Source organism: Hymenobacter lutimineralis (assembly GCF_008271285.1).
Classification (GTDB): Bacteria; Bacteroidota; Bacteroidia; order Cytophagales; family Hymenobacteraceae; genus Hymenobacter; species Hymenobacter lutimineralis.
Genome location: NZ_VTHL01000004.1, coordinates 58294 through 83901 on the forward strand (window position 1 = coordinate 58294; position 25608 = coordinate 83901).

The 25608-nt window shown below is 58.7% G+C and carries 21 protein-coding genes and 2 tRNA genes; 9 read left to right on the forward strand and 14 right to left on the reverse strand.

Annotated elements, in window-relative coordinates:
• Positions 1-239 precede the first annotated feature (239 nt).
• The 8 genes from FY528_RS05775 to mltG all read right to left on the reverse strand — a co-directional run bounded on the left by FY528_RS05775 (position 240) and on the right by mltG (position 6438).
• Complete coding sequence (locus FY528_RS05775) at positions 240-1871, reverse strand: PAS domain-containing protein (RefSeq protein WP_149070046.1); 1632 nt, start codon at positions 1869-1871, stop codon at positions 240-242.
• 27 nt (positions 1872-1898) lie between these two features.
• A complete protein-coding gene (locus FY528_RS05780) occupies positions 1899-2258 on the reverse strand; it encodes a hypothetical protein (RefSeq protein WP_149070047.1) in 360 nt (119 codons plus the stop codon).
• Positions 2259-2442: 184 nt separating this feature from the next.
• A complete protein-coding gene (locus FY528_RS05785; protein ID WP_149070048.1) occupies positions 2443-3120 on the reverse strand; it encodes an SOS response-associated peptidase in 678 nt (225 codons plus the stop codon).
• Between the two features lie 293 nt (positions 3121-3413).
• A tRNA-Ser gene (locus tag FY528_RS05790) sits at positions 3414-3498 on the reverse strand.
• A 56-nt stretch (positions 3499-3554) separates the two neighbouring features.
• Positions 3555-3641, reverse strand: a tRNA-Ser gene (locus tag FY528_RS05795).
• A gap of 82 nt (positions 3642-3723) precedes the next feature.
• Positions 3724-4701 (reverse strand): YihY/virulence factor BrkB family protein, encoded by a 978-nt coding sequence (locus FY528_RS05800; protein ID WP_149070049.1) that lies wholly within the window; start codon positions 4699-4701, stop codon positions 3724-3726.
• Between the two features lie 36 nt (positions 4702-4737).
• Positions 4738-5235, reverse strand: coding sequence for an acyl-CoA thioesterase (locus tag FY528_RS05805; RefSeq protein WP_149070050.1), 498 nt, complete (start codon positions 5233-5235; stop codon positions 4738-4740).
• Between the two features lie 129 nt (positions 5236-5364).
• Positions 5365-6438: an endolytic transglycosylase MltG gene (mltG, locus tag FY528_RS05810; RefSeq protein WP_149070051.1), complete on the reverse strand. Its 1074-nt coding sequence runs from the start codon at positions 6436-6438 to the stop codon at positions 5365-5367.
• A gap of 126 nt (positions 6439-6564) precedes the next feature.
• Here mltG and FY528_RS05815 point away from each other — a divergent pair, with 126 nt between their 5' ends.
• Both FY528_RS05815 and FY528_RS05820 read left to right on the forward strand, forming a co-directional pair.
• Positions 6565-8760, forward strand: a complete 2196-nt coding sequence (locus tag FY528_RS05815) for a Calx-beta domain-containing protein (RefSeq protein ID WP_149070052.1) — start codon at positions 6565-6567, stop codon at positions 8758-8760.
• Positions 8761-8950: 190 nt separating this feature from the next.
• Positions 8951-9580 (forward strand): L-threonylcarbamoyladenylate synthase, encoded by a 630-nt coding sequence (locus tag FY528_RS05820; protein WP_149070053.1) that lies wholly within the window; start codon positions 8951-8953, stop codon positions 9578-9580.
• A 78-nt stretch (positions 9581-9658) separates the two neighbouring features.
• On the opposite strand, the gene FY528_RS05825 is transcribed toward FY528_RS05820, so the two are convergent.
• Together FY528_RS05825 and FY528_RS05830 are read right to left on the reverse strand one after the other, a co-directional pair.
• Complete coding sequence (locus tag FY528_RS05825) at positions 9659-10576, reverse strand: lysophospholipid acyltransferase family protein (protein WP_262383919.1); 918 nt, start codon at positions 10574-10576, stop codon at positions 9659-9661.
• On the reverse strand, positions 10573-11445 hold the full coding sequence (locus FY528_RS05830; RefSeq protein WP_149070054.1) for a hypothetical protein: 873 nt from the start codon (positions 11443-11445) through the stop codon (positions 10573-10575). The genes FY528_RS05825 and FY528_RS05830 overlap by 4 nt, the downstream gene beginning before the upstream one ends.
• 117 nt (positions 11446-11562) lie before the next feature.
• On the opposite strand from FY528_RS05830, the gene FY528_RS05835 reads away from it, so the two are divergent.
• The 6 genes from FY528_RS05835 to FY528_RS05860 all read left to right on the forward strand — a co-directional run bounded on the left by FY528_RS05835 (position 11563) and on the right by FY528_RS05860 (position 19151).
• Positions 11563-12183, forward strand: a complete 621-nt coding sequence (locus FY528_RS05835) for a WbqC family protein (protein ID WP_149070055.1) — start codon at positions 11563-11565, stop codon at positions 12181-12183.
• 139 nt (positions 12184-12322) lie between these two features.
• A complete protein-coding gene (locus tag FY528_RS05840) occupies positions 12323-14920 on the forward strand; it encodes an ATP-dependent Clp protease ATP-binding subunit (protein ID WP_149070056.1) in 2598 nt (865 codons plus the stop codon).
• Positions 14921-15070: 150 nt separating this feature from the next.
• Positions 15071-16636 (forward strand): acyl-CoA carboxylase subunit beta, encoded by a 1566-nt coding sequence (locus FY528_RS05845; RefSeq protein WP_149070057.1) that lies wholly within the window; start codon positions 15071-15073, stop codon positions 16634-16636.
• Positions 16637-16646: 10 nt separating this feature from the next.
• The gene (locus FY528_RS05850) at positions 16647-17177 is read left to right on the forward strand and encodes a GNAT family N-acetyltransferase (protein ID WP_262383920.1); all 531 of its coding nucleotides are present in this window, start codon (positions 16647-16649) and stop codon (positions 17175-17177) included.
• Between the two features lie 36 nt (positions 17178-17213).
• The gene (locus FY528_RS05855; RefSeq protein WP_149070058.1) at positions 17214-18284 is read left to right on the forward strand and encodes a M42 family metallopeptidase; all 1071 of its coding nucleotides are present in this window, start codon (positions 17214-17216) and stop codon (positions 18282-18284) included.
• Positions 18285-18347: 63 nt separating this feature from the next.
• Complete coding sequence (locus FY528_RS05860; protein ID WP_262383921.1) at positions 18348-19151, forward strand: helical backbone metal receptor; 804 nt, start codon at positions 18348-18350, stop codon at positions 19149-19151.
• Positions 19152-19213: 62 nt separating this feature from the next.
• Here the strand turns inward: FY528_RS05860 and FY528_RS05865 are convergent, their stop codons facing one another.
• The 3 genes from FY528_RS05865 to FY528_RS05875 all read right to left on the reverse strand — a co-directional run bounded on the left by FY528_RS05865 (position 19214) and on the right by FY528_RS05875 (position 23781).
• On the reverse strand, positions 19214-20485 hold the full coding sequence (locus tag FY528_RS05865) for a 3-phosphoshikimate 1-carboxyvinyltransferase (RefSeq protein ID WP_262383922.1): 1272 nt from the start codon (positions 20483-20485) through the stop codon (positions 19214-19216).
• A gap of 64 nt (positions 20486-20549) precedes the next feature.
• Positions 20550-21593 carry a 3-dehydroquinate synthase gene (gene aroB, locus FY528_RS05870; RefSeq protein WP_149070059.1) on the reverse strand — a complete coding sequence of 348 codons (1044 nt, stop codon included), beginning with the start codon at positions 21591-21593 and terminating at the stop codon, positions 20550-20552.
• Positions 21594-21681: 88 nt separating this feature from the next.
• Positions 21682-23781, reverse strand: a complete 2100-nt coding sequence (locus FY528_RS05875; protein ID WP_149070060.1) for a tetratricopeptide repeat-containing sensor histidine kinase — start codon at positions 23779-23781, stop codon at positions 21682-21684.
• 272 nt (positions 23782-24053) lie between these two features.
• Here FY528_RS05875 and FY528_RS05880 point away from each other — a divergent pair, with 272 nt between their 5' ends.
• Positions 24054-24674, forward strand: coding sequence for a DUF3885 domain-containing protein (locus tag FY528_RS05880; RefSeq protein ID WP_149070061.1), 621 nt, complete (start codon positions 24054-24056; stop codon positions 24672-24674).
• Positions 24675-24734: 60 nt separating this feature from the next.
• On the opposite strand, the gene FY528_RS05885 is transcribed toward FY528_RS05880, so the two are convergent.
• Positions 24735-25553 carry an enoyl-ACP reductase FabI gene (locus FY528_RS05885; protein ID WP_149070062.1) on the reverse strand — a complete coding sequence of 273 codons (819 nt, stop codon included), beginning with the start codon at positions 25551-25553 and terminating at the stop codon, positions 24735-24737.
• Positions 25554-25608: the final 55 nt, after the last annotated feature.

Here is a 25608-nt window from a genome sequence, read left to right on the forward strand (position 1 = left end):
AGAGTAGACTATTTACTTCTGCAAAGCTCCGTCTCTTCCCCGCATAGTACAATCACATATTAATGTGAGCCAACTACATAGCATGCTTAACCGCCGTTTTGCTACCGTGTGGACTGTAAGCTCACCAGGCTGTCATGCTTCGCTGCATTCGACATGAGGTACCTTCATCTACCTGTCCACACAGCCTCGTCCAGGTATAAAAAAGGCTCCTGCTCAGGAGCCTTTTTTATGCTGGTCGCCTATTCGCCAAGGCGGCGGCGTAGCTCCTGTACCTGGTGCTCCAGGTCCAAGGTGCGGAAGACAATCTTGGCTTCCAAGTCAGAGTAGGCCCGTTCCAGCTGCTCCTGCAGCTGCTTTTGTTCGGTTACATCGGTGTTGGTGCCCAGCCAGCGCACCAGCTTGCCCTGCTCGTTGTGCACAGGAACGGCCCGCGTCAGAAACCAGCGGTACGCCCCGTTGCGCCCCCGTAGCGGAAACGTTAGCTCCCAAGCCTTTCCCAGGTCCCAGGCCGCATCGACGGTTGCAGCCACGCGGGCCAGGTGGTCGGGGTGGTGTACTTTCTTCCAGCCCTGGCCCTGCATTTCCGCCAGGGTTGTGCCCGTGTAGTCGTACCACTGCTGGTTATACCAATAGATGTAGCCATCGGGCTTGGCCATCCAGGCCAGCTGGGCCATATTATCAGCCAGGGAGGCAAACTCCTCGTCCCGCTCGCGCAGGGCGCGCTGGATCTGGCGCTGCTCGGTCACGTCCTGCATAGCGCCAATCATGCGGATGGGGCGGCCATCTTCTCCGTGCGACACGTAGCCCCGGTCGTGCACGTAGGCGTAGGACCCATCAGCCCGGCGGTAACGATACTCATCCTGCCACATCGTGTGGCCATTGTCAATTACCCGATGAATGCCATCTACCACGCGGGAGGCATCGGCGGGGTGGATGTGCTCGTACCACCATTGGGAAGTTGCTTCTACCTCAGCCCGGGTGTAGCCGTAGAGCCGGAAAATGGCGTCGTTCCAACTTACTGAGTTGGTTTGCAGGTTCCAGTCCCAGATAGCATCGTTGGTAGCCAGCGAGGCCATGTGGTAGCGCTCCTCGCTGGAGCGTAGTTGAGCTTCGGCCAGCTTTTGATCGTGAATGTCGGTGCACGTGCCAAACCAGCGGGTAATTTCACCCTGCTCGTCCCGAATAGGCTTGGCCAAGCCCAAAAACCAGCGGTAGGCCCCATCAACGCCTTTGAAACGGTACTCTATTTCGTAGTCTTCGCCCGTTTGCAGGCTACGGCCCCACACCTGCTGCGCCCGGGCACGGTCATCGGGGTGGAGCAGGTTGTTCCACATTTCGGTGCCCTGGCTCTGGGCCAAGGTGTAGCCCGTATAATCGGTCCAGCGCTGGTTGAAGAAGGTGTGGTAGCCGGCAGGGTCTGTCAGCCACACCATCTGCGGGATGTACTCAATAACAGCCTGGTAATCCTGGGCCTGCTGGTAGCGCTGCGTCACGTCCATGACGGTACCCACAAAGCGGACCGCGCGGGTACGCGCTTCGTCGAAAACGGCTTGCCCGGTGGCCCGCACCCGGCGCAGCTTACCATCTTGCAAGCCAATGGTGCGGTACTCAATGTCGTATTCGCCCGTGCCGGTAGGTTGCAGGGCTTGCTGCACCACGGCATCGGTCTTGGCGCGGTCATCGGGGTGCAACCCGGCCAGAAACACGCTGTAGTCAATCAGCGCGTCGGCGGGCAGTCCAAACAGCTCCTTGCACCGGTCCGACCACCGCAAGGAGCCCGAAAGGGGGTTGAAATCCCAGGTGCCTATTCCTGCCGCTTCGATGGCCGCGTGCAGGTTGTCATAAGGAGAAGAATCCGGTAAGTCAGACATGGTACGAAAGCAGAAAGCAGGGCGGGCTTAGGGCTGAGTGAGCTGCACTTCCATGCCCGAGAGGAAGTATAGGTTGAGCTGGCTGTACAAACCATCAGCTGAGCGGCGCAGGCGCGTAATCAGGGCCCGGGTGGTTTCCTGCTGCAGCTGTATCTCCAGGTAGGGTCGTTTCAGCAGCTCGTCGCGCTCTACCGACCACGACCCGGCTTGCTCGTCGTGCGTGGCTTCCAGCTTTAGCTCTCCGGGCAGCAGGTGCAGGCGGGTAACCTGGGCCAACGTACTCGTGGGGTCCGTACGGTTCAGTACCCGATCTGCTACCCGCCAGGCGCCCGCAAGATATTCCTCCGGCAGCTGTTGCAGGTTGACATCAAATAGCAGCTCAGTCATAGACGGTGGAGGTAGCGAACTGTACGGTTGCGCTTACGAAAGTACAGCCTTTTTCTTAAGCTCAACAGTAACGTAAGCCATTTCTTAGCGAAGAAACCAACCGCCGCCGGATTAAAAAGATTCGATGCGGAGTGCTTAAAAGCCCAACCACCAAACCTGTGCGCCTGCAGGAACCAGGACTTGCCTAGCTCCAGGTAAACGGGGCGGCGCAGGCGCTGTCGTTGTTTCCCGGCGAGTTCACCTGGCTTCCCACGGTGTATTGCTTCATGTCCAGCGCATGGTAGGGCCGCAGCAGCTGGGTTTTGGCCGCCCCGCCGTCATCCAGCCACTGCAGCTCGGCTTCCCGGCCCGGCAGAATCACCGGCATCCGGTCATGGATTCCGGCCATCAGCTCGTTGGGCTCCGTGGTGATGATGGTGAATGTGGGGTGTACCTCGCCCGTCTCCCGGTTTACCCACTCATCCCAAAGTCCGGCCAGAGCAAAGGGCTGCTCCGTGCGCAGCAGAATGCGGTGAGGAATTTTGGGGCCTTTGCTACCCGCGGCTGGTCGCTCCCACTCGTAGAAACTATCAGCCAGCACCAGGCAACGCCGCCGCTGCAGCAGCTGGCGGAACGACGGCTTTTCCGTCAGGGTCTCGGCGCGGGCATTTATGGGCCGGTTGGCTTTCTGCGCATCTTTCACCCAGGCCGGCAACAAGCCCCACTGAAAGAGCTGCACTTTGCCGGGCTCGGCGTTGGTGATAATGGGCAGGCGCTGGGAAGGCGCCGCGTTGAACGTTGGGGCCGCATCGGCCGGCATAGTGGCTTCGAAGCGTGCCTCAACTACAGGAGCAGGAGCAGTGAATGTGTAGCGGCCGCACATAAGCAGGAAGGGTCAGGTGAAGAAAGGTGGTGGTTACTACTGGGTGCCTCTGGTAGTACGCAGCAGTTCCGGTGCTGTTTGGTCGAGCTACCTTCGGCTAGCCCCAACGAGGCATCTGACATGAGGCCTCCCCCTCCCCTTGCTAGACAGAGCAGCAACGCTAAAACGCCCTAAACGCCTGGGGCAGCTCTTGCTTTTTTTCTTTTCCTGCCTAGTGGATTGCCTTCGGAAAAGATCAAAAAGAAACCCCCTTGCCGTTGCCGGAAGGGGGCTGCTCGTAAAATACTCAGCTGCAGAGAAGGAGGGATTCGAACCCCCGGAGGTTTAACCCTCAACGGTTTTCAAGACCGCCGCAATCGACCACTCTGCCACTTCTCTGAGTAGCCCGCGCAAGTACACTAGAAAAAGACTTTTCCGCGGAAAAAAGCCCTTAGCAGAGAGGGGGGGATTCGAACCCCCGATACCCTTGCAGGTATAACGGATTTCGAATCCGTCGCATTCGACCACTCTGCCACCTCTCTAAGGCCCAAATGGAGTGGTTTGGGACGACAAAAGTAGCTGCCCCCAGCCCTTAGCGCAAGCGCGCCACGCATTTTTTTTCGCTCAGGCTGACGTGGGCGGGCCTACTGACTCAGTGCGAACTACATAGCGTTTCAGCCGCCCGGTTACGGCATCGATGCTCACATTCACTTCAAATCCCACAATCAAAGTCATGCACACGAAATCCAGCCAGACCATGAACCCCACCAGCGCCCCAATGGAGCCGTAGAAATGGTTGTAGGAGTCGAAAATCTTGATGTAGAGAATAAACAGAAAGGACACCAGAAAGATAAGCAGCGTAGCCACCACCGCCCCCGCCGACAGAAAGGGCCACCGGTCCTGCACGGCCGGCACGTAGTAGTAAATCAGGCAGGTAGTGAACAGAAACAACCCCACCACTGAGCCGTAGCGCAGCAAGGTCGTCAGCAGGGCCGTCAGGCGTTCGGGCACGATTTCGTAGAATACCAGGGTATCAATGATATACGTACCGAAGAAGATACCCGCAATGGCCACAATCAGCACCATGGCCAACACTACGGTGAGTAGGGTAGCAATGACGCGCTTGCGCAGGTAGGTGCGGCGCTTGAAGGTGTGGTACTTCTTGTCGAAGGCATCGAGCAGGGCCATGATGCCGTTGGAGCTGAGCACCAGCGCCGTGCCGAAACCAAAGGACAGCAACCCCCCGTGCGGAATGTTGACGATGTCCTCGATGGTATCGGCAATGACTACGTACATGCCCTGCGGAATGAGGTCGGAGAGAAACTGCAGGATGTCCAGGTTCAGGTTCGGAACCGGGATGTACGGAATCAGGGTAAAGAGAAAGATGATGGTGGGGAAGATGGCAATGGTAAAGTTGAAGGCCATGTAGGACGCGCGCTTGGTTACGCTGTCCAGCTTCAATTCCTGAATCATGTGGTCGACCACGTCGTACACCGAGGCCTGGCCGCGGTTGAAGCGCAGCCGCTTCAGCCACACCATCAGGCGGCGGTAGGGGCGGTTCCGGCGTACATCGGACACCCTATAGCGACGAGGTAAGCGCATCAACATCTGGTAGCGGCGAAGGAAATGGCGGAGCGGTTATTCCCCGCTTTTCTTGGGAAAAGCCGCCGGGGCAGGCGCCTCGGAGGGCTTGGCCGGGGGCGTAAGCGGGCTGGTAAGCTCGTCTTCCTGAAAGTAGGGCACCAGCTTGGCCTGAATATCGGCGGGCATGGGCACGGGGCGGCCGGTGGCAGCATTTACAAAGACCATTAGCGTGTGGCCCTCGGTGAGCAGTTCCTGCGCCTCGTTGTAGATTTCGTACTCGAACAGCACCCGGGAACCCTCCGCGGGCTGCTTCAGGAGCAGGCGCACCGTGAGCAAGTCATCGTACCGGGCGGGGCGGCGGAAGCGGGTGCGCAGCTCCCCTACCGGCATGCCTACGCCATCGGCTTCCATATCCTTGTAGCGGATGCCCAGCTGCCGGAAAGCTTCGGTGCGGGCCACTTCAAAGTACGCGGCGTAGTTGCCGTGGTACACGTAGCCCATCTGGTCTGTTTCGGCGTAGCGCACGCGGATCTGGGTGTCGTGACTGTACATGCTGTTAATGTGCTAATGTGGTTTGAATGTGCCTCGCTTCGCTAATGTGCTGATGTGGGAAATAGGCTTTCGTTGCACGGCATATTAGCACATCAGCACATTCAAACCACATTAGCACATTATCAAACATTACTTCATAATTCCATTGCGGCTCAAAGCAGCTTGGTAGCGGCGGGCGTTTACGAGGTGTTCCTGCTCATTACGGGCAAAGGCATGGTAACCGCTGAAATCCTCCTTGGCGCAGAAGTACAGGTACTGGTGGCTTTCGGGGTTCAGTACGGCGTCGATGCTGGCAATGCTGGGCAGGTTGATGGGGCCGGGCGGCAGGCCCGCGTACTTGTACGTGTTGTAGGGCGAGTCTTTCTGCAGGTGCACGTTCAGCACGCGCCGGATGCTAAAATCCTGGTTGGCGTACACCACGGTGGGGTCGGCCTGCAGCTTCATGCCGCGCTTGAGGCGGTTGAGGTACACCCCGGCTACGCGGGGCCGCTCGTCGGCGTGCTGCTGCTGCTCGGCTTCTACAATGCTGGCCAGGGTACTTACCTCAGCCCGGCTGAGACCCAGCTTCTTGCGCTTGGCGTCGCGGGCGGGCGTCCAGAACTTGTCGTACTCCTTTTTCATGCGCTGCATGAGGTTGTCGGGCGTCGAGTTCCAGTACAGCTCGTAGGTGTTCGGGATAAACATCGTGAGGATGCTCGTGGTGTCGAAGCCCAGGGCCTTGGTGTAGGTCGGCGAGCTAAGCAGGGAGTCAAACTGGCCGGGGCGCGAGTCGATGGCCGTGCTAAGCTTACGCGCCAAATCTTCCCGCAGGCGAATGTTCTGGAAAGTTAGCTTCAGCGGGGACTGGCGCCCGGTGCGCAGGTCGTTGATGAGCTGGCGGTTGGTGGCCCCATCTTTCAGCTCGTAGCGGCCCGGCTTCACTAGCTTGTCGTACTTCATCAGCCGCGCCACAAAGTGCAGGCTCAGCTTGTCAACGATGACGCCGGTGGCCTCAATGGAGTCGAGTACGGCCTTGGCTGTCTGGCCCCGGCGCACGAGCACGTAGGTAGGCTTCCCCTTGGTTTCCACGTTGGGCGTGAAGAACACCTGATAGAAATAGTACGAGAAAGTAATGAGTAGAATACCGAGCACGCCCACGGTATAAGCGAAGCGGTTTCGACGGCGCAGGGCCTGGGCTTTGTAGTCGATGCGGGGTTTGGCCATGAGTGGCAGCGCGGAAAAATGAAGTAATCCAAAGACAATGCTACTTCCAGTTGCGTAACCGGGCGAAGCGGGTAACTTTAAGGCCCGAAATTACAGCTTCTTCTTTCATCAACTTTTTCTTTGTTTATGTTGCACCCTTACTCCCTTGGCATGGTTGCGCGGCGTTTCGCCCTCGGCATGCTTGGTCTCACATTTGCCTTTTCCGCCCAGGCGCAACTGGCCACTTATTCCTTTGGCACTACCACCCCCTCTGTGGGGAATGAGGCTACTTATCCGGCAGACGCCCAGCCTGCCAATGCAACGTTTTCCCCCATATCGCGGGGCTCGGGCGTGACGCCTTCGCTCGGTGGCGGCGCTTTTGCTTCAACGGGCTGGACAACAGCAGCTACTCCCGACGTCAACGATTACTATACCTTTTCGGTGACTCCGGCCAGCGGCGCTACGCTTAACCTTACGAGCGTTACGTTGGACGAACGCCGCTCGGGCACCGGTATCACGGAGTGGGTAATGCGTTCCAGCCTCGACAACTTCGCCAGTGACTTGGTAAAAGTGACCGTGCCAGACGATTCTGACACGCGCGTGGGTAAGAAGATTGATCTGCCAGCCGCCTTCACCGGCCTCACCTCCGCCGTTGAGTTCCGCTTTTATGGCTACAAAGCCGAAGCCGAAGGTGGCTCTTGGCGCCTCGACAACATCAAAGTAGACGGCTCCGTCACTACCGGCACCACTACTGCCCCTACTATTTCCTTCGCCTCTTCGGGTGCTACCGTGGATGAGTCGGCGGGCGTGGTGCGCGTGCCAGTGAAGCTGAGCGCCGCCAGCACCCAGGAAATCAAGGTTGATGTGGTGGTGGCTACGCCCGCCGGCTCGGCCACGGCTACCGACGACTACACCTACACCAAGCAGACGGTGACCTTCCCGGCTAACTCCACCGCCGAGCAGACGGTAGACGTAACCATCGTGAACGATAACGCGGAGGAAGCCCTGGAGACGATTATGTTCTCCCTGGAAAACGCCCTGCCCGCTGCCGCCGCTACCGTAAGCCCCGACCACTACACGCTTTCCATTGCCGCCAACGACGCGGTGGTAGCCTTGCCCGTGCTCACGCTGGATAAGAGCAGCGTGGATGCGGAAGAAGGCCAAGACGTAAGCATCCAAGTGCAGCTCTCCGCGGTGCCTACCACCGCCGTTACGGTGAAAGTTATGGCCTCCACTACGGGTGGCTCTGCTTCCAGCAGCGACTACACCTTTGAGGACAAGACGCTGACCTTTGCCGCCGGCGACAACACCGCGCAGACGGTGACCCTCAAGATTGTGGACGACGCCGCGCAGGAAGCTTCCGAAACCCTGCAGATCATGCTCATGGACGCCACCGGCGCTACGCTGGGCACGCCGGCTACGCTGGAAGTTAAGATTCTGGCCAACGACGTTCCTGCTGCCCTTGACGTTACCCCCATTGCCACGCTTACGCAGAACGACGCTAATGGCGTGCCGCTAAAGGCCACGCAGCGGGTAAAAGCAACCGGTGTTGTGTATGGACCTAACCTGCGCACGGCCGGTGGCTACCAGTTTGCCCTCATCGACGCAACGGGCGGCATCGGCATCTTCTCCTCGGCCAACCTGGGTGACCTGGTGCTGGCTCAAGGCGACTCCGTTGACGTAACCGGTACCCTGGCTCAGTTTAACGGCCTGACCCAGATTACGGCTACAGAAATCACCCGATTCCGCCAAAACGCTGCTTTGGTAACGCCACGCGTAGTAACCGCCGTGGGCGAAGGCGAAGAATCGGAGTTGATTACCGTGAATGGCCTGACGCTGGTAGATCCTTTGAAATGGCCTACTGAAGCCACCACCGGCGCAGCCACGAACGTAGAGGCTAAAGATGCCGCCGGCACCATCTTCCAGCTGCGCATCACCAAAGTAAGCGGGTTGTACGCCATGTCGGCGCCTGCAGGCACGTTTGCTGTAACCGGCCTGGGTGGTCAGTTCGACAGCAACTCGCCCTTCGATACGGGTTACCAGATCTTCCCCCGCAGCATGGCCGATATCGTGCTGACTCCCACGGCTAACCGCGAGCCAGCCTTCGGCCGCACGGTGCAGCTCTACCCCAACCCCGCTGCCGGTCAGCTGAACCTGAAGTTGGGTGCTGCCGGCCGCGGTGCTACGGTAGAAGTGCTGAGCCTGCTGGGCCAGCGCATCAGCCGCACTACTGCTACCTCGGACGTTGCCCTGCTGAACGTAGCTTCGCTGCAGCGTGGTACTTACCTGGTGCGCATTACCACCAAAGATGGTTCGGTAACGCGCCGTTTTGTGAAGCAGTAACCGTAGCAGGTTAGTTTTGCGTAAGAAAAGCCCTGGCTTCGGCCGGGGCTTTTTTTTGCGGGGCTACCCGCATCCGGAAAAGCGCTGGGCTGGGTAGCAGTTTTGTTGCCCGCCTAGTACCTTGTCCCGGCCTATCTGAGTGGGGCAGGAAACGGTTCTGCGTGGTCCCCCTTTTCAACAACTTCTTTCTATGGCTGCTACCCTACTCCGTATTCACCCCGACAACCCGCCGCAGAATCGTATCCAGCAAGCCGTGGAGGTACTGCGTAGTGGTGGCGTCATCATCTACCCCACCGATACCATTTACGGGCTGGGGTGCGATATTCATAATGCTCGGGCCGTGGAGAAGCTTTGCCGGATTAAAGGCATAAAGCCGGATAAAGCCAACCTGTCGTTTATTTGCTCCGATCTGTCGCACATCACCGACTATGCCAACGGCATTACTACCCCGGTGTATAAAGTGCTGAAGAAAGCCTTGCCCGGGCCGTTCACGTTTATTTTTGAGGCTAGCACCAAAGCCCCCAAGTACGGCGGGGTAAAGCGCAAAACTGTGGGTATCCGCGTGCCCGACCACAACATCTGCCTGGCCCTGGTGCGGGAGCTTGGCAACCCCATCGTCAGCACCTCCGTGCACGACGACGACGAGATTCTGGAGTACAGCACCGATCCGGACCTGATTTTCGAGAAATACCGCCCCCTGGTAGACCTGGTCATCGACGGCGGATTCGGGCACAATGTGGCTAGTACCGTTATCGATTGTACCGACGAAGACTTCAACATCATCCGCCAGGGCGCCGGCGACATCGAGCAGTACCTATAGGTGCCAAGCCCCTAAAAGTGGAAAGGCCACCCCTGCGTTTGCAGGCGTGGCCTTTCCACTTTTAAAGCGGTTCGCTTATCAGTGTACCCTTTCGGTTGCCTCTCGCTTGTGCTTCCAGCGCCGATGAGACCAAAGGTAATCGGCCGGGGCGGCCTGAATGTCGCGTTCCAGGGCCCGGGCAAAGGCCTCCGTAATCTGGTGCTGGTTGGGGTCCAAGGCGGACTGGCCGTCAAACAGCTCTTCCAGCACGATACGATAATAGCCCCGTCGCACCCGCTGAATGCTGACGTATACGACGGGCAGCTGAAAGTGCGAGGCCAGCCGGTCGGCCCCAGTGTAGAAAGCCGTGTCTTGGTGCAACAGGTGCGTCCAATAGCGGTTGGTGGGGTTACTGGGGCTCTGGTCGGAAAGCATGCTGAGCACTTTCTGGCGGTTGCGGGTGGCAGCCATGTAGCGGATGGTTTCGCGCATGGTTACCAACTCAGCTCCGGTGCGGGTGCGCAGCTTGTACATGAATTCGTCGAAGAAGCCATTGTTCAGCGGCTGATAGACGCCCACGGCCGGCACATCCAGCTGCAGCTGCCCCGAGGTAAGAATCCATTCCCAGTTGCCCGCATGAGAGCCTAACGCCAGCACCGAGCGGCCCGCTTCTACATGGTCGATCAGCACGTGCTTGTTGGGGTACTCCACGCGCCGCTTCAGCTGCGCCGGAGTGGCCTGGCGCAACCACAAAATTTCTACCATCAGCTGCGCAAAGTGCCGGTAAAAGCGCCGGGCCAGCTGCCGGTGCTCGGCCGCCGATTTCTCCGGAAACGAGTTGCGCAAATTTTTAAGCACCACCCGCTGCCGGTAGCGCAGCACGTAGGCCATCAGGAAATATAGCACTTCGGCCAGCCCGTAGAGCACAAACAACGGCAGGGCAGCCAAACCTCGCAATCCCCAATCGAGCGGCCGGAAGTACCAGGGATAGGGAGAGGAGGCAGTAGAGGAACTCATAAGCGAATAGCGGCGGCCGCCGGAGCGTACGTATCGGGCTGCCGGAGCACCCGGGTGGTTTTGCTGGCCAGCAGCTTGTTTTTGGCGCCGCGAACTTCCACAATTAAATCGTATTCCCCAGCGGGCACCTTGGCAATATCCATGTCTACCAGAATGAGGTGGGGGGCATTGCCCAGCGCTTTGGCCATGCCGGCGCCTGTAGCGGCATCTTTGGTAGCGCCTACCAGCCGCAGCCGGTACTTAGTGGCCAGCGTTTGCTCGGCGGGGGCATTGTACAGCTCAGCGTAGGCAAACAGCCGGTCGGCCCCGCGGCCGTAGAGGCCGCCCGGCGTGCGGATCAGCAGGTATCCCCCCCGGGTAAAGTTCGACTCATCGGAGGAGCGGCTAGGCGCTTTGGCCAGCACTACCACGTCGCTGAGGCGCAGGCCGGCCTGGTCGAACTGCAACGCCACCGGAACCTCCAGAATACGGTTGCCGCCGGCCTTGAACTGGTCGCGCACCTGCCCGCGCACCGTGTACGTACCATCGGGCAGGATCACACGCTTCTGAAAGCTCATCGGGTTTTTGATAGCCTGCGCGGTATCCCGCAGCACGGGCGGCTTGAGCTTTATTGTTTCGCTATACACGATCTGACCATCGGCCTTCAGTACTTCCAGCGTAAGCACCGCCGAGGCCTGGAAGGCCTTTACTGCCCGGCGCTGGTACGTGAGGGAATTGCCGTCTACGGTGGCGTAGACCTCCAGCACGCCACCTTTGCGGCTGGTGTCAGTGTTCCGAAAAGCGGCTACGTCCAGCAGTAACCGGGGGGGCGCCGCCTGCGCAACGGCTGACAGCAGCAAACTCAGAATACCAAGCAGGTAGAATTTCATGTCAGGATGTCAGAAATAAAGAAAGGTGTTGGGAACGAAGTACTGCGGCTAACGCCCGTACTTTGGCGCGGGTTCCCCTTGCATGGGCCCGTATTCGTCGCCTGCTAAGCCAGCATCATGCCTGTTTTGTTTGAGCTCCAATATAATCCTCCTACCACGTTTTTTGCTGAACTTTTGGGAAAAGATGCGCTGTGGCTGGAGCAGCATGAGCATTATCATAAGCAAACCTACCGTAACCGCTGCCTGATCCTGACGGCCCAGGGTGTTCAGCCCCTTACCGTACCCGTTGTAGACGGCAACCGCAGCGAGAAAGTACTAATCAGGAACCTGGAAATCGACTACCGCCAGAACTGGGTGTACCGGCACTGGCGCACCCTGCAAACGGCCTACGGGGGCAGCCCCTATTTTGCGTACTACGCCGACTATCTGCACGATATTTACGTACAGAAATTTCCCCTACTTTTTGACCTGAATCTGACGCTGCTGCAGTTCTATCTGCGCTGCCTGCGGCTCCGGCTTCCGGTTGAATTCACCACTGACTACCACCCTACCTATGCTTCCACTGCCGTGCACGACCGGCGCGACTGGCTGACGCCTAAATCACCTACCAACCCAGAACCTGACAGGACGTCGGTGCGGCCTTACGCGCATACGTTTGGCGCATCATTTGTACCTGGGCTGAGCATCCTGGACCTGCTGTTTATGCAGGGACCAGCCGCCGGCAGCTTTCTCGCGTAGGGCTTTTGCCGTCTCTCTCCTCCTTCTTCAGAACCCTGGCCCGTATTCCTCTGTTATCAGATACCAGCGGCCCATCCCGTTTTTTCGTAAGCAGCTACGAAGACTTGCGGGTTTCCCTTTTTCTTCACTACTTATCTGCATGGAAGCTAAATTCTCAAATCGAGTCAAGGAGGTCATATCCTTGAGCCGGGAAGAAGCCATCCGGCTCGGGCATGATTATATTGGCACCGAACACCTATTGCTAGGCATGATTCGCGAGGGCGAAGGCACGGCCATTGGCTTGCTCAAGAAATTGGGCATTTCCGTGGATGAGCTCAAGTACGCGCTGGAACAAGCCACCCGCAACACGGCTACGCAGGGCACTAGCATAACCGGCTCTATTCCGCTCACGAAGCAGACGGAAAAGGTGCTCAAAATCACTTACCTGGAAGCTAAAATCTTCAAGAGCGAAATCATCGGCACGGAGCACTTGCTGCTTTCCATCCTGCGCGATGAGGACAATATCTCTTCCCAGATTCTGGCCAAGTTCAACGTTAACTACGAAGCAGTGCGCGATTCCCTCGATTACCGCGGCAATGCCGCTGGTCCCTCGGCCGGTCCTTCCGACACCGACGACGACGACAACGACAAACTCTTTGGCTCGGCTTCCAAGTCCGGCAGCAGTTCGGCGGCTAAAAAGCCCGGCGAAAAGTCCCGCACCCCGGTGCTCGACAACTTTGGCCGCGACCTGACCAAGCTGGCCGAAGACGATAAGCTCGACCCCATCGTGGGTCGCGAAAAGGAAATTGAGCGGGTAGCCCAGATCCTGAGCCGCCGCAAAAAAAACAACCCCATTCTCATTGGGGAGCCGGGCGTCGGTAAAACGGCCATTGCCGAGGGCCTTGCCCTGCGTATCATCCAGAAAAAAGTGTCGCGCGTGCTTTTCAACAAGCGCGTCGTTACGCTCGATCTGGCCTCGCTGGTAGCTGGCACCAAATACCGCGGCCAGTTTGAGGAGCGCATGAAGGCCGTGATGAACGAGCTGGAAAAGTCGCCCGACGTGATTCTGTTCATCGACGAGCTGCACACCATTGTAGGCGCTGGCGGTGCTTCCGGCTCGCTCGACGCTTCTAACATGTTCAAGCCAGCCTTGGCCCGCGGCGAAATTCAATGCATCGGGGCTACTACGCTGGACGAATACCGGCAGTATATCGAGAAAGACGGCGCCCTGGCCCGTCGTTTCCAGATGGTGATGGTGGACCCCACCACGCCCGAGGAAACCATCGAAATCCTGCACAACATCAAAGACAAGTACCAGGACCACCACCACGTGGTGTACACCGACAAGGCCATTGAGGCCTGCGTGAAGCTGTCGGACCGCTACATGTCGGACCGTTTCCTGCCTGATAAGGCCATCGACATTCTCGACGAGGCCGGTGCCCGCGTGCACATCAATAACATCGTGGTGCCCGAGGATATTCTCAAGCTCGAAGAGCAGATTGAGAACATCAAAGTGGAGAAAAACCGCGTGGTGAAGTCGCAGAAATACGAGGAAGCCGCCAAGCTACGCGACACGGAGAAGAAGCTGATTGATCAGCTCGACCAAGCCAAGAAGGACTGGGAAGAGGAGACCAAGAAGAAGCGCTACACCGTGAAGGAGGAAAACGTGGCTGAGGTTATTGCCATGATGACTGGCATTCCCGTGAGCCGCGTGGCCCAGAACGAAAGCTCCAAGCTCCTGAAAATGGGCGAAGAGCTCCAGGGCAAGGTAATCGGGCAGGACAAGGCCATCAAGCAGTTGGTGAAAGCCATTCAGCGCACCCGCGTGGGTCTGAAAGACCCCAAAAAGCCCATCGGCTCATTCGTGTTCCTAGGCCCGACGGGTGTAGGTAAAACCGAGCTGGCGAAGGTGCTGGCCACTTACCTCTTCGATAAGGAAGATTCGCTGGTGCGGATTGACATGTCGGAGTACATGGAGAAATTCAGCGTATCGCGCCTGGTGGGCGCACCTCCCGGCTACGTGGGCTACGAAGAAGGCGGTCAGCTGACGGAGAAAATCCGCCGCAAGCCGTACTCGGTGATTCTGCTCGACGAAATTGAGAAGGCACACCCCGATGTGTACAACCTGCTGCTGCAGGTGCTTGACGACGGTATCCTGACCGACGGCCTCGGCCGTAAAGTGGACTTCCGCAACACCATCATCATCATGACCTCCAACATTGGGGCGCGTGATCTAGCGGACTTCGGCGCAGGCATCGGCTTTGGCACCAAGGCGCGGCAGGAAAACATGGACGAGCTGACGAAGGGCACCATCACCAACGCCCTGCGCAAAACCTTCTCGCCTGAGTTCCTGAACCGTTTGGACGATGTTATCGTCTTCAACTCCCTGGAAAAGTCGGATATCCACCGGATTATCGACATCAGCCTGAGCAAGCTCCTCTCGCGGGTGCAGACGCTGGGCTACCGCGTAGAGCTGACCGAAGCCGCCAAGGACTTCGTGGCCGAAAAGGGCTTCGACCCCAAATACGGCGCACGTCCGCTCAATCGGGCCATCCAGAAGTACATCGAAGACCCGATTGCCGAGGAAATCCTGAAGGCTCAGGTGGTGCAAGGCGACGTCATCACGGCCGACTATGAAGCTGGGAAAGACGAGCTGAAGTTCTCGGTGAGCAAGAGCGACGAAGCACCCAATCTCGCCAGCGACGAGCGGCCCGCCGAAAAGCCCGAAACGGGTGACGACGCGGACGCGAAGAAGTAAGCGTACCAGATTTTAGTGCAAACGGCCGGTTTCCGCGAGGGAGCCGGCCGTTTTTGCTTTTTATACTCGCCCAAATTACGATGCAGCTTTTTTTGCTCAGTACGTTACCTTTGGCGTCCTTACCCATGTAGCTACCGACTTCCCCACCCCATGTCCGATCCGCACGCTGAAGCCCAACTAAGCAAAACCGAAATTCTTGCCCGCAAAAACCAGGAAGCCCTGCTAGGCGGCGGCCAAGCCCGCATTGATGCCCAGCACCAGAAAGGCAAACTTACCGCCCGGGAACGGGTGGATTTGCTGCTGGATGAGGGCTCCTTTGAGGAAATCGGCAAGTTTGTGATGCACCGCTCCAAGGACTTCGGACTCGACAAGGAGTACTACCTCGGTGACGGGGTGGTGACGGGCTACGGCACGGTAAATGGCCGCTTGGTGTACGTTTTCTCCCAGGATTTCACGGTGTTCGGCGGCTCGCTGAGCGAAACGCATGCCGAGAAAATCGTAAAAATCATGGACCTGGCCATGAAGAACGGTGCCCCGGTTATCGGCCTCAATGACTCCGGCGGAGCCCGGATTCAGGAAGGCGTGGTGAGTCTGGGTGGTTACGCCGACATCTTCTACAAGAATACCCTGGCCTCGGGCGTAGTGCCCCAGCTTTCGGCTATTATGGGGCCCTGCGCAGGCGGTGCGGTATACTCCCCCGCCATCACGGACTTCATCCTGATGGTGGAAAACACGAGCTATATGTTCGTGACGGGCCCCAACGTGGTGAAAACCGTAACCCACGAAAACGTAACGAGCGAAGAACTGGGTGGTGCCAGCACGCACTCGGCTAAGAGCGGCGTTACGCACTTCACGGCACCGAACGAGGTAGCCATCATTCAGCAGCTCAAGCAGCTCTTGAGCTACATGCCCCAAAACTGCGAGGAAACTGCCCCGGCCCTGCCCTACTCGGCGGCCGACGAAACCCGCGCGGTGCTCGACACCATTATTCCCGAAAACCCCAACCAGCCCTACGACATTCGGGAGGTGATTGAAGGCATTATTGATGCCGACACTTTTATGGAGGTGCACCAGAACTTTGCTGAGAACATTGTGGTGGGGTTTGCGCGCCTCGGCGGCCGGAGCATTGGTATTGTGGGCAACCAGCCCGCCGTGCTGGCCGGGGTACTCGACATCAACGCCAGCACGAAGGCGGCGCGGTTCGTACGCTTCTGCGACTCGTTCAACATTCCGCTGCTGGTGCTGGAAGACGTGCCCGGCTTCCTGCCCGGCACCGACCAGGAGTGGCGCGGCATCATCACCAACGGGGCCAAGCTGCTGTACGCCTTCTGCGAAGCCACCGTGCCGCGCATCACCGTTATCACCCGCAAAGCTTACGGTGGCGCTTATGATGTGATGAACTCGAAGCACATCGGGGCGGATATGAACTACGCCTGGCCCACGGCCGAAATTGCGGTGATGGGCGCCAAAGGCGCGGCCGAAATCATCTTCAAGCGCGAAATTGCCGCCGCCGAAAACCCCGAAGCCAAGCTCCAGGAAAAGGTAGACGAGTACCAGCAGAAGTTTGCCACGCCCTACCGCGCCGCCCACCGGGGCTTCGTGGACGAAGTAATTCTACCCTCACAGACCCGCCAGAAGCTGATTCGGGCCTTCAAGATGCTGGAAAACAAAGTGGATACCCTGCCCCGCAAGAAACACGGCAACATTCCGCTGTAGCCCCCAAGGTATGCTAATTACGTTTAGGCCTTCTCGTCTACAGGATGCTGCAGCCATCAAAAGCCTGTACCAGCAGGTATCGGGAGAAAGTGGGGGTCTGGCCCGGCAGCCGGAGGAAATAACGGATGAGTATGTGCTAAACTTTCTTACGCGCAGCCTGCAGCGCGGGGTGGCGCTGGTGGCCGAGCAAAACGGCCAGCTGGTGGCGGAAATTCACACCTACTCGCCTGGCCTGCAGATCTTCGCGCACGTATTTGGCGACCTCACCGTTGCCGTAGCGCCTGCTGCCCAGGGCCAGGGCGTGGGCCGAAAGTTATTTACCGCCCTGCTGACGGCAGTGCAGACCCAATTTCCGGGTGTCCAGCGCGTTGAGTTGTTAGTGCGGGAAAGCAACACCCGGGCTATTGCCCTATATGAGCAGTTGGGTTTCCACCAGGAAGGCCGGTTTCTCGGCCGGGTAGCTACTACCCAAGGCGTTGAGGCCGATATTCCAATGGCTTGGTATGCTCCCTCCACATCCACCGCGCCCTCAGAATCGTAGCTGATTCATTTTATAGTGCCTTTACCTTTTCTTCTTATGCGTCCAGAAAGCTTCGAGTTTCTCCAGAAATACCTCAACAACCCCTCGCCTACCGGCTTTGAGAAAGAAGGCCAGAAGATTTGGCTCGACTACCTCAAACCGTACATCGACGAGTATTTCGTGGATACCTACGGCACGGTAGTAGGCGTGGTAAATCCGGAGGCGGAGTACAAAGTGGTGATTGAGGCCCACGCCGACGAAATCAGCTACTTCGTCAACTTCATCACGGAGTCCGGTTTTCTGTATCTGCGGCGCAATGGCGGCTCCGACCCCTTGGTGGCGCCCAGCAAGCGGGTAAACATCCACACCAACAAGGGCATTGTGAAGGCGGTGTTTGGCTGGCCGGCCATTCACGTGCGCAAAGTGGAGCAGGACAAAGCCCCCACCATCGAAACCGTGTTCCTAGACTGCGGCGCTTCCAGTAAAGAGGAAGTAGAGCAGATGGGCATTCACGTGGGCTCGGTCGTCACGTTTGAGGACGAGTTTATGGTGCTCAACGACAAGTTCTACGTGGGCCGGGCCCTGGATAACCGCGTGGGTGGCTTCATGATTGCGGAAGTAGCCCGCATGCTCAAGGAAAACGGCAAAAAGCTGCCTTTCGGCCTTTACATCGTGAATGCGGTGCAGGAGGAAATTGGCCTGCGCGGGGCCGAGATGATAGCGCACCGCATCAAGCCCGATGTGGCCATCATCACCGACGTAACCCACGACACCCAGTCGCCGATGTACGAGAAGAAGACCTCGGGCGACATTTTCTGCGGCAAAGGCCCGGTCATCACCTACGGTCCCGCCGTGCAGAACAACCTGCGCGACCTCATCATTGAAACGGCCCAGAAAGCAGAAATTCCCTTCCAGCGCGCCGCCGCCACCCGGGCCACCGGCACCGACACCGATGCTTTTGCCTACTCCGGTGCGGGTGTGGCCTCGGCGCTTATTTCACTGCCGCTGAAGTACATGCACACCACCGTTGAAACCGTGCACAAAGACGATGTACAAAGCGTCACCCAGCTTATCTACGAAACGCTGCTGCGCATTGAAGACCAGCACGATTTCCGCTACTTCAAGTAAACGATTTAACTTGCTTAGAAAAGGCTGGCCCTACAGGTCAGCCTTTTCTGTTGCTTCGCCGCTATGCTACTGCCTCCTCTCCTGCCGCCACTCACCGTTACCGACCAGATGAACCGGCGCGTAGCCGTACCTTTTCCTCCGCAACGGATTGTGTCGTTGGTGCCTTCCCAAACCGAGCTGCTGTTTGATCTGGGCTTAGGTGACCGGGTCGTGGGTGTGACGAAGTTTTGCCTGCACCCCACTGAGGCCCGCACGCAGGCCAAGGTTATTGGCGGCACGAAGAACTTTCACTTTGAAGCCATTGCGGCCCTTAATCCCGACCTGATACTGGGCAACAAAGAGGAAAACTACCAGGAAGGTATTGAGCAGCTGGCGGCCAGGCACCCTGTCTGGATGAGCGACATCAGCAACCTGCCGGAGGCCCTGGACATGATTCGGCGCGTAGGCCTGCTGACGAGCCGCCCGGAAGCTGCCGCGAATCTGGCAGTGTCTATTAATGCGTCCTTCGAAGCTCTGACACCCCCGGCAACTACCGAAACGGCGGCTTACTTTATCTGGCGGGCTCCCTACATGGTGGCCGCCGGTGGGACGTTCATCAACGACCTGCTGCAACGGGCAGGGTACGAAAACGTGTTTGGCCACGCTACCCGCTACCCGGAGGTTTCAGCCGAAGCCTTGCGGGAAGCGGCCCCGCAACACGTTCTGTTGTCTTCGGAGCCCTACCCCTTCAGCGAAAAGCACCTGTCTGAGTTTAAGGCTATCTGCCCCACGGCCAACGTACGTGTCGTCGACGGGGAGTTGTTTAGCTGGTACGGAAGCCGTTTGCAGCACTCAGCGGCCTACTTCCGCCAGCTTCGAGCCCAATAAACCCGCAAGGCCGTCCAGCAACAGCTACCGGCCGGCCTTGCGGGTTTGCAAGTCAGTCGGCGTTAAAATACCGGAGCCGGGGCGGGGTCCGTCGTGAAGCCGGTTTTTTCTAGCTCGCGCCAGAACTGGGGGTAGGATTTGCGCACTACCTGGGGGGCCTGAATGGTCAGCGGACCGTGCAAGGCCAAGGGCGCAAAGGCCATGGCCATGCGGTGGTCGTGGTAGGTGGCTACCTCCTGCCCGCTGACGTGGAAATTATCCGACACTACCCGAAACACGCCCTCGCCTTCGTCCGTCAGGCCGCCGCCAAACTTAGCCAGCTCAGCCTGCAGGGCTGCAATACGGTCTGTTTCTTTGATACGCAAACTTTCCAGGCCGGTCATTTCCGCCGGTATTCCCAGCGCCGCGGCCACTACGGCCACTGTCTGCGCCAAGTCGGGGCAATCGGTGAAGTCTTGCCTGAGGGCGGCGGCCGGCGCTACCTGCGTAAGCCGCACCGTCTCGTTCGAGAGGAACTCCGTGTGCACGCCTAACTGCTCCATGATGCCCACAATGGCCTGGTCGCCCTGCCAGGAATGGCGGCGCAGCGTGGGCAGCGTGAGGTGAGAGCCAGCCGGGGCCAGGGCCACCATGGCATACCAGTAGCTGGCCGCCGACCAGTCGCCTTCTACGGTGTAGTCAGTGGGTTGGTAGGGCTCGGGGCGCACTTCCAGCACCTCGCCCAGGTCGCGGCACTGGGCCCCAAAATGCTGCATCAGGGCCAGCGTCATGCGGATGTAGGGGCGCGAGCCTACTTTTCCCGTCAGCCAGATGCGTAGCCCCTGGGGAAGCGTGGGGCCCACCATCAGCAGCGCCGAAATGTACTGGCTGCTGATGTCCCCGCGCACGGTCAGCTCGGCAAACTCCCCATCCGTAGCGGGCTGTGGGGTAAGCCCCAGGAACCGGAGCGGGGGGTAGCCCTCCTGCCCCGTATACTCAATGCGGGCCCCAAGCTGCCGTAAGCCGTCAACCAGCACCCCAATGGGGCGCTCATGCATACGGGCGGTGCCCCGGATTTCGGTTTGACGGCCCGTCATGGCCAGGTAAGCCGTAAGAAAACGCATGACCGTACCGGCATCTTCGGCGTCAAACTCCGAAGCAGCCGAATCCTGCAGCAGGCGCTGCATGAGCTGGGTGTCGTTGGCATCCGACAGATTGGCCAGGTGGCCGCCTTCAGCTAGAGCCTGAATGATGAGGGCGCGGTTGCTCTCACTTTTGGAAGCCGGCACCTGGGCCGTGCCGCGCAGAGGGCCTCCCGGCCAAGTCAGAGATACAGAAGCAAGAGGAGTAGTCATACACGAGAAAAGCGCGCCGCTTTACTGCACGCGCAAATGAACAGCAGGGAAATGGTGCCGGCAGCTACAGCCGGTGGTAGTGGCGTAACGACTCCGCAATTTCGGCTAAGGTAATGGGCTGATCATACACCCCATTGCCCAGCCCCTGCAGCAGTGTGCAGTTGATAATGGTACCGGCGTTCTTTTTGTCCTGACGCGCAAAATCGGCTATGGCGTCGGTTTCCAGGGTCACGAACTGCACTTTTTCATAAAGCGAGAACAGCAGCAGCTCAATCTGCTCCAGGGCCGCGGCGTCCAGCATTCCTTTCTGGTGGCTTAGCCAAGCCTCGCACACCATCCCGGCCGCTACGGCCTCCCCGTGCAGAATTTCGCGGCCAGGCTGGGTGAGCAGGTAGCTTTCCAGGGCGTGGCCCACGGTATGGCCGAAATTGAGCAGCTTGCGCAAACCACTTTCCAGCGGGTCGGCCGCCACGATGCGCTGTTTTAGCGCTACTGATTCGCGGATGATATTTTCCCAGTCGACGGAGGTGATGCTCTGGTATCGGTGATGCGCAAAGGCAGCCGCATCGGCAATAAGCCAGTGCTTGATTACCTCGGCATACCCAGCCTTAACTTGGCGAGGATCCAGCGTTTCGAGAAAGCGGGGGTCGATACACACGGCCGCTGGCTCCTGAAACACCCCCAGCTGATTTTTGTAGCTCAGGAAATCAACCCCGGTCTTGCCACCTACGCTGGCATCTACCTGCGCCAGCAGCGTGGTGGGCACCTGCACAAACCGAATTCCGCGCTTGTACAGCGCCGCGCAAAAGCCCCCCAAGTCCGTAACCACTCCCCCGCCCAGGTTTACCAGCACGGCGTGCCGGTCAGTGCGGGCCTCCGTGAGCTGGGCCCATACGGTTTCGCACGTGGCCAGGGTCTTGTACTCCTCCCCCGCTGGAATTTCAATCACCTGGTGCCCTGCCGGCAGGTAAGGCGCTATCAGGCTATAGCACCAGCGCTGGGTATTGGCATCCACCAGCACAAATACCTGGCTGACGGCCGGCCGGGCAAGCAACGCCTGAAGCGCGGGCAAAGCCTCGGCGCCGATAAAGATTGACTGTTCGTTCATGCCAGGACCATAGGTTACGGGGTGCACGCGGCAAATGTACGCGGAACCACGGCATTGCTCCTGACGCTTTTTCCGCGTTTTTACGGCCTCAAACGGTGGCGGCGGCCGATTCTACGGTAGGCAGCTGTGGGGCAGGCAGCCGAATAATAACCTCGGTGTAGGCACCCGGCTCACTTTCGATGGCCAGAGTACCGCCGTGCCCTTCTGCCACAATCTCCTGACTTAGCGCCAAGCCCAGCCCGGTAGCCTGCTCGGGAGATTTTGTGGAGAAAAACCGCTCGAAGACCCGACCTTGGGCATCCATGGGAATACCCGGTCCATTATCCCGCACCCGCAGCTCAACTTCCTCGCCAGTGCGGAGCGTAGCTACCGTAAGGATAGGCACGTAGTCGGCCGGCACATCGGGCTGGTGAGTGCGGGTGTGCAGGGCATGGAAGGCGTTCAGAAAAATATTGATCAGGGCCCGGCCAATATCGTGCTGCACAAGCAGTACTTCACCCACTGCCTCATCCAACTGCAGGTCCAGGGTTACCTGCATTTCCGGGTTTTTCGCCAGCGCATCGTGGTAGATGAGGTGCAGGTAGTTCTCGGCCAGCTCATTCAGGTTGATGAGCTGCCGCATGGCGGGCTGTTTGCCGGAGTACTCCCGCATGCCGCGCACGATGTTGCCTACCCGCTGTCCATGGCGTCGTAGCGTAGCCTGGTACTGCGCCAGACTCTGCACCATATCCTGCAGAGGCTCGGCCTGTTCTTTCTCCAAGGGCAACGCCTGCACGGCCCCGCGCAACTCGGCGCTTAGCTGCTCGCTGATGCCTGCCAGGTTGTCAATGGCTTGGGCCGGCTGCTGCAGCTCGTGGGCTACGCCGGCCATCAGCTCGCCCAAGGAGGCCATTCGGTCGCGCATCACCAGCTGGTTCTGAGTGGTTTTTAGGTCGCGGAGCATGTGGGAGAGTTCATCCCGCTTGGCTACCAGGGTTTCCTTCTGCTCTACTACCTGGGCATGCAGCTCCTGCAGCTGGGCATTGGTGCGGCGCTGCTGGCGGTTGTGCCGGGCCTGCAGCAGCGTAATCAGCAGCAGTCCGCCCAGCCCGGCCAGCATGGCGTAGATGTACAAACGTACCTGGTACTCGCTCTGTTCTTGCTCCAGCTTCTGCTGGCGCTGCACCTCGGCCAGGGCAATGGCGTCCAGCTGCTTTAGCCGCAGCGGGTTGTAGAGGCTATCCTGCGCCACCTGCTTGATGCGCAGGTACTGCAGGGCGCTGTCGGCCTGCCCCCGGCTGGCAAACGCATCGGCCAGCAGGCGGCTGGTATGCACAATGCCCACCACATAGGACAACTTCTGGCCCATGTGCAAGGCTTTGCGCCCGTAGAATACGCTGGAGTCCGTCTGTTGCTGGTCTTCGTATAGTTCGGCTAAGTACTGGTAGGCCCGGCAGGCACTGCGCAGGTCGTTTTCGGGCATGGCCGCCTGGGCACTGCGCCGGTAGTAGTTTAGCGCGTCCCGGTTCTGGTGCCGGGCCGCAGCCAGCAAGCCCAGCTCCCGCAGCACGTAGGGTTCGGGGTTGCCCCAGCTGCTCCAGCGCCCCGGGGTTTCGCGCAACACTTCCGCCTCTGCCTTTTCCAGGTAGTACGCCGCCGAATCCAGTTGCCCGGCCCCGGTATAGGTGGCCCCGATGTTGGCCAGCACGCTCACCAGCTGAGACGTATCGTGGGTACGAATCTGCCGGTAGATGGCTAAGGCACGGAAGTAATACTGGAAAGCCTGCCGATGGTCGTCAAGTGACTGGTGCAGCAGGCCGATCTGGTTGAAGGTACGGGCAATGCCATCCATGTCGTGGCTGGCTTCGTTGCGCTGCAGGGCCTGCAGGTTGAGGCGCAATGCCTGGGGCAGGTTACCCCGCTCGCTCTGCAACAGGGCTAAGCGGGTCAGGCAGCGCCCTTCGCCCTTGGCAAAATGAATTCGCCGTGCTAAGTCCAGGCCTTGTTGGGCGTAGTACAGCACCGAATCGTGGCGGGAATAGCGAAACGAAGCACTGAGGTCAGCCAGCAGCAACACCCGGCTGGTATCAGTTGTCGCCTGCGTGAGGGCATAACGCAAAACGGGGGTTTGCGGACTTTGAGCGACGGTGGTATAAGACAACAGGAATGCGAGCAGGAAGCCTGGCAGGGCAACGCAGGAGAACTTCATGCCTGAAAATTAGCCAATATCTGTTAGTCCTTAAGCAGTCGGCTGCTTTCTGTTGCTGGCAGCTGTCAGTAGGACTTCGGGCCGCAAAAGAGTCGGCTACCACGTTAGGCTTGGGCGCCGACTGCCAGGGCCCATGCCTCGGTCCGTAACCCGGCGTTGGCCGGCAACAGCGGCGCGCTGAATAGGTAGCTCCGCAGAGCTACTTTCCGCCCATTAGCGCAGAAAATATAGCAGAGCTCAGCAGAGACTATTTCACTACTTTTCCTGGTAGCATGTTCCTTCCTCTCCAGTTCTTCCTCCAGCAGTTCTACCCCAAACTACTTGTACGGGCACCTCTGTTCTATGCATGGCCGCTCAGCATCCGGTTTGACTTGCAGCACGCGGAGCTTTCAACTTCTCAAGAAGCTTACTTTGATGAAGTCGTGGCCAGAGCAAGCCAGCTGTTTGGAGCTGCCTTTGCGCCCCACGACCCCGTGTTGGTAGTCTACCAGCAAGTCCGCTACAAAAGATACCGAATACGGCCCGGAAACTATCTGCTCAAACAGTTCCAGCTGACCAAGGCTCTTATCCACTTTCAGAATATACCCAGCCCGTATCCGCGGATTCCGGCTCCGGGTAAATGGGTGCGAGCGAGCTTTGAAACCAGCACCGCGCAAATTCCGCTGATGGCACTTCTAAAGGCCATCAGTAATCAGGACTTCGGCCGAAGCCCGGCGCTTCACGGGCGGCTGTTTTTTCTCAACCAGCGTACCGGCCTTGTTTTCCACATGTACGACGACCGGGGGCTGGACATTTTGGGCCCTACCCCGTCTTCCTTGCGGCCACTCTACACCGAACATGCTGCCCTCCTTCTTGAGTATGACCGGGCCAGAATAGACGCACTCTTTACTTGATAGCCAACAAAAAAGCTCGGCCAAACGACCGGGCTTTCTTGGTTATAGCTACCTGCAAGCTTAGCCCTTGCTGTTGGTGAGGAGCTCTACCATTTCTTCTGAAATACCAGTAGTGCTAAAGCCGCCATCGTGCATGAGGTTTTGCATAGTCACGTAGCGCGTCAGGTCCGAGAACAGCGAAATGCAATAGTCGGCGCAGGCCTCAGCGGGGGCATTGCCCAGGGGCGACATCCGCTCAGCGTACTCGTAGAACGCATCGAAGCCGCTGATACCAGTGCCGGCCGACGTTTTGGTGGGCGACTGGGAAATGGTGTTTACGCGCACTTTCCTGAGCTTGCCGAGGCGCTGACCGTAGCTGCGGGCAATGCTTTCGAGCACGGCTTTGGCCTGCGACATATCGGTGTAGTCGAGGAAGGCGCGCTGGGCAGCAATGTAGCTCAGGGCCACCACCGAGCCCCACTCGTTGAAGGCGTCCTGCTTTTCGGCCACGGCTAGCATGCGGTGCAGCGAGAGGGCCGACACGTCCAGGGTTTTCTGAAACCACTCGTAGTTCAGCTCGCCGTAGTGCTTGCCCTTGCGGATGTTGGTGCTCATACCAATGCTGTGCAGCACGAAGTCGATTTTACCGCCAAAGTGCTCCTGGGTGCCGCGGAACAGCTTTTCCAGGTCTTCCATGGACGTGGCATCGGCCGGAATAATCGGCGCCTCGCACTCTTCCGACAGTCGGTTAATTTCGCCCATGCGCATAGCCAGCGGGGCGTTGGTGAGCACGAAGCGCGCCCCTTCGGCGTAGGCTTTCTGCGCTACTTTCCAGGCAATGGAACGTTCATCAAGGGCACCGGAAATGATACCGACTTTGCCAGCGAGTAGATTAGGCATTGGTTGTGGGTTATTCGTTGTTGGTTTTTAGTCGGGTCCGTCGTTTCAGTTGATG